The 4282-nt window shown below is 35.1% G+C and carries 6 protein-coding genes; 1 reads left to right on the top strand and 5 read right to left on the bottom strand.

Features of this window, described 5'->3' with window-relative positions; translation table 11 throughout:
* Positions 1-374 precede the first annotated feature (374 nt).
* The 4 genes from ACJAT7_RS18140 to ACJAT7_RS18125 all read right to left on the bottom strand — a co-directional run bounded on the left by ACJAT7_RS18140 (position 375) and on the right by ACJAT7_RS18125 (position 2749).
* The gene (locus ACJAT7_RS18140) at positions 375-1274 is read right to left on the bottom strand and encodes a hypothetical protein (protein WP_415228205.1); all 900 of its coding nucleotides are present in this window, start codon (positions 1272-1274) and stop codon (positions 375-377) included.
* A 353-nt stretch (positions 1275-1627) separates the two neighbouring features.
* Positions 1628-1861, bottom strand: a complete 234-nt coding sequence (locus tag ACJAT7_RS18135; protein WP_415228204.1) for a recombinase family protein — start codon at positions 1859-1861, stop codon at positions 1628-1630.
* 11 nt (positions 1862-1872) lie between these two features.
* Positions 1873-2097: a hypothetical protein gene (locus ACJAT7_RS18130; protein ID WP_415228203.1), complete on the bottom strand. Its 225-nt coding sequence runs from the start codon at positions 2095-2097 to the stop codon at positions 1873-1875.
* 409 nt (positions 2098-2506) lie between these two features.
* Positions 2507-2749, bottom strand: a complete 243-nt coding sequence (locus ACJAT7_RS18125; protein WP_415228202.1) for a hypothetical protein — start codon at positions 2747-2749, stop codon at positions 2507-2509.
* 172 nt (positions 2750-2921) lie between these two features.
* Here ACJAT7_RS18125 and ACJAT7_RS18120 point away from each other — a divergent pair, with 172 nt between their 5' ends.
* Complete coding sequence (locus ACJAT7_RS18120; protein WP_415228201.1) at positions 2922-3302, top strand: hypothetical protein; 381 nt, start codon at positions 2922-2924, stop codon at positions 3300-3302.
* Between the two features lie 8 nt (positions 3303-3310).
* Here the strand turns inward: ACJAT7_RS18120 and ACJAT7_RS18115 are convergent, their stop codons facing one another.
* Positions 3311-3880: an inovirus-type Gp2 protein gene (locus tag ACJAT7_RS18115; RefSeq protein ID WP_415228200.1), complete on the bottom strand. Its 570-nt coding sequence runs from the start codon at positions 3878-3880 to the stop codon at positions 3311-3313.
* Positions 3881-4282 lie beyond the last annotated feature (402 nt).

Here is a 4282-nt window from a genome sequence, read left to right as displayed (position 1 = left end):
ACTTTGGCTCTTGCTCTTAATTCAACGTGAGCTAAAAATTAAACCATAGGTTTAACAAGCACAAAAAAAGGTCTTGGTATAAGCCAAGACCTTTTTTCATAATTGGTGCGATGGAGAGACTCGAAGTGACGACATAAGATATTGATTACAATAAAAATCACTTAATCAACAAAATCCTAGTGTTACCACCAGTGTTACTAAAAAACAAAATCATCTTAATAATCACTGTCTCCAAAGTGTCATAACTACCCATTGGGGATTTCATTTATCAACTTAATTTTTGTTACTAAAACATAAAGTAAGTTTTTGCTCTATTCCATAAAGTTAGTCGTTGGTGGAGTAAATCTACGACTATTTTTATATTTGTGATACAGCTATATTGAAGCGTTAAGAATTTTAGTCATTTTATTAAGTAGCGCTGTATGTTCTGTACTTTTCTCTATCTGATTGGGACTAACAGCATATTGCCCTAATGAATTCAATTGTTCTATTTCTAGAACAGCATTTACTGGACTAGCGCATACTGAACCACTTTCTTTTGCAAGCTTATCCATAGCATCCATAATTTTTATCTGCTTATCTAATTCCAACTTGTTGGCACCTTTGCTCATATTAACTTCCCCACCAGTAAATATATCTCCACCATTATTTTTACAAATATTGTAGGCTTCCCATGATTCATTAGGTGTTAATGAATTAATTGTTCCATTATCAACTAACCCTAGCATACCTTGTTTTTTAAATCCCGCTAGATTCGCAGCAATGATTTCCCTAATGGGATGTAGTATGTTGGAATTAAGTCTATTTCTTTTATACTTTTTTGAATGTTTACCTGACCCTATAGCATACGAATCTTTGGGGATTGAAGGATCTTTCGATATCCGATATATTTCTTGTTCATTATTTTCATTAGGGTTCGGAGGAGAGTAGGCAAAAAGCTTTAACTCGCTATCTACGTAACGAATAATAAAAAACTGAAAAACATTTTGTTTAGCAAAATCAACAAGAGCATCTAACAAACTATCTGAATTAGCTTTACCGGTGTGAAGTGTCATGAACATTTTAAACATTACATTCATCCCCGCAAAGCCATATAACGCACCATCAAGCGTTACCGTTTTTTTGTAATCTTTTGAATCAATCCATTTCTGAAGAAGGTTATTTGTATTATTTACAAATGATACGCGGCTATCACTAGCCATATAAGCACCACTTATATTTTTTCTAAATATTGTTGTAGTCAAGAATAATAAAGTCCATTTAAATTTTCTCATATTCTACAACTCACACCCAATATTATACAAACGTATTTTATAAATATTAGAGTGTTTCATACCTAAAAGGCAAAAATACGCACATCCCAAGTTGCGATGAAAGCTAGGGTCAGCGATGTCGGGTCACTTATTATTAATGCTCCAACCGATAGCATCAACAAACATTAAAAAGTTATCAATATATTCAGTTTAGACTACAAACGCTATTCACTCATCTGAGCCGGTCATTATAAGCCGCCCATGCTGTTAAACATGTAATTTCAACTTATCTGACCATAGACACTAATAATATAAAATGAGTCCGGAAATGCCCTTTTATAGTGGGGAATAATGCCCATTTTCAGGCCTAAGAGTCATTTATCAAGCATGAATTTATGGAGTCCCCATAAGCCACTGTAGCCGTTTCTTTGTAGTAGTCTATAAACACTTCTCTCAGTCCACTTATTGCCTACACTGCTAAGAATTCCATGGTGTTCAAGTATTCGGCATATGGCTCTATAGCTTGGAATACGATACGAATACCCCACTGTTCGAGTAATTTTATCAATAACTAGTTGGTTATGTTTAGCTTGTTCAAGTCGTTTCATGTAGTAACCTACTAAAGATACTCAATCAATTGATCACCAAAAGTTGTTTTCATTTGTGCCATTGCCATAGGCCAGTATTTTTTTTCTAACTCGATTATCTTATTTCTTTTTTGCTCAAAAGTTTCCCAGCGTGCCCATTTAGGCTTAGGCCAATATGCGACTTGTTCAAACATATTGTTTACGTCAGGCCAATCGTTACCCCACAATTCCACTCTTAACTTTCTAATACGCCTCATAAGTCGCTCTTGGGGTCGTTCACTCTGGCTAGCGTAATGTAAGCCGATACATTGCCTACAACCAAAGGCGTATTTAATCGCGTATAGATGCTGGCGTTGTTTTTGGCAGTATGGGCAAGTTATGTATAGTTTATTACTTGCGCTGCTGTGATCGAGCTTGAGGGCTATTTGGTGAGGCTTTTCGTTTATTGTAAATGTTATAAATCGAAAGCTATTTTCATTTTCTGTTAAGGCTAGTTTTCGATGTTCATCGCTCAGGTAGTCAGAGTTGAGCAAATAGCTACCTATTGGCTTTGTTAGTAGTGATTTAAATATATTGGCATGGATACGATGATATTCACCAGTGTACGCCCTGTTTTGTGTTCTGCCATAGTGGTGGCCTTTAGGCATTATTTTTTACTCCGAAAAACTACAACGAAAAAATATCGTTTTCGCCAGTTTCGTTTCGCGCTGTACATACGCTTACTTGCTTAATAGGCGCACAAACAAAAGGCATAAATTTAGTTAAGAAGTTTAATCTTTGAACAGGATCCTTAATTGTTGCGAGTGTTGCTGGTAAATTGGCTAATTCATCTTGAATGGCATTATTAATTAAATGCCGTATATCGCCAGCCATATACTTACTGTTGTGTGCTTTTTTGTTTGTAGTCATGTGAAAATGGCTCAAGTGTAACTATAAGTTTACATTGTATCATATTTTGTCTTGTGCGAAAAACAGGGGCTAACATTGCTTGAAATAAAATCTATTTAATATTTTGATTTATATATTAATAGTAAGTATCGTGGGTTCAGCAAAATACAACACTTTAAAAAGGATCTTTACCTTGAAAACAACCTCTCTATTTGGAGCTATTACAATAGTCCTTATTCTATCAGCTTGTGCAGGTAGGCCAGCAAATCCAGTGTTAGTTCAACAGTATGGTGATAACAAAAAGTCCTGTTCAACATTAGAAAAAGAAATGGTTCTAATTCAAACAGATATACAAAGATTAATTCCAGAAACCGAGAAAACGGGAACTAATACGGCTCTAGGTGTAACAGGTTTTTTCTTTATCGTACCTTTGTTCTTTATGGATTTAAGTGAATCAGAACAGATTGAGATTAATGCGTTCAGACAAAGATATAATCACCTAATGATTATAGCCAGCGAGAAAAAGTGTGATGTTGATGCTGAAGAAATCCCTGACTTCAATAAAAACAATTAATTTACTTTTTATTTCACTTTAATCCTACTAGTCCCATAATTCTTAGTTTGTTCTGGCTTGTAGCCTTTTCCCCTAGCTTTGGCTAGGTATGAAATACGCCAAATCGCGGCTTGTATTGATTTATAGTTATCACGTTCTAAATTGTAGTAGCAGTTTTTGGGTGTGTACTCTAACGAGTGATTTAAATGCTGTTCCCATATTTCTTTTACTTTTAATAGTATTTCTATTGGGTGGCGCACCTTATGACCGTCAATCATCAGCGCATAATGATAGTGTTGCCGTTTTGCTGTTTCCATCTCTCGACACCAAATAAAGCCAATTCGCTTTAGGTTGTAATTCCGTTTAAGCCATTTGAATAAGCGCCTATTAAAAATAGTAATAATTTCGTTATCTTTTGTCTGGTGATAAATATGTAAATCAAAGCGAACTATTAGTATTTTGCTGTGGTGGCTTAACATAGCGTCAACTTGGTTAACCATCGATTTGATAGCATGTGTTATCAAGCCACTACCAGTCGAATTTACCCACCAAGTCTGACCATTAACTGTTATTGCTTTGTCTTTAGTTATGTATGACATAGATACTCAATAACTAGAGATAAAGAGGGAGGATATTATTAATTACCTAGCTCAATGTTAGCTTTTGCTTACCTGTCGGATTAAGGTCTATATAAGGGTTTGTTCTTTAATCGTGTTAATTCTAAGGGTAATAATCCTACAAATAACGTCCAATAAAGAACATCACTTTAACCACCTAACCTTCAAGGTATGTGTTCACTAACTTTAAATCTCAGTTATACTTGGTTAGTTGGCTGGTGGTTTAGCCGTCAAACTTCATCCACCAGCCTGTTATTGAAAGCCGCTTTGAAATTAATCTTTTTTAGCGGTTTTCGTCTTTTTGTACTGAATAATTTGCTCAGTCGTCATTGATAAAATATCCACTGGATAAGGTGGGAAATCTCCAGTAAACGGACACTTAAC

Source organism: Psychromonas sp., assembly GCF_047632995.1.
GTDB lineage: Bacteria > Pseudomonadota > Gammaproteobacteria > Enterobacterales > Psychromonadaceae > Psychromonas.
Note: the sequence above shows the minus strand (reverse complement) of the source record. Positions and strands in the feature narration are given on the sequence as shown.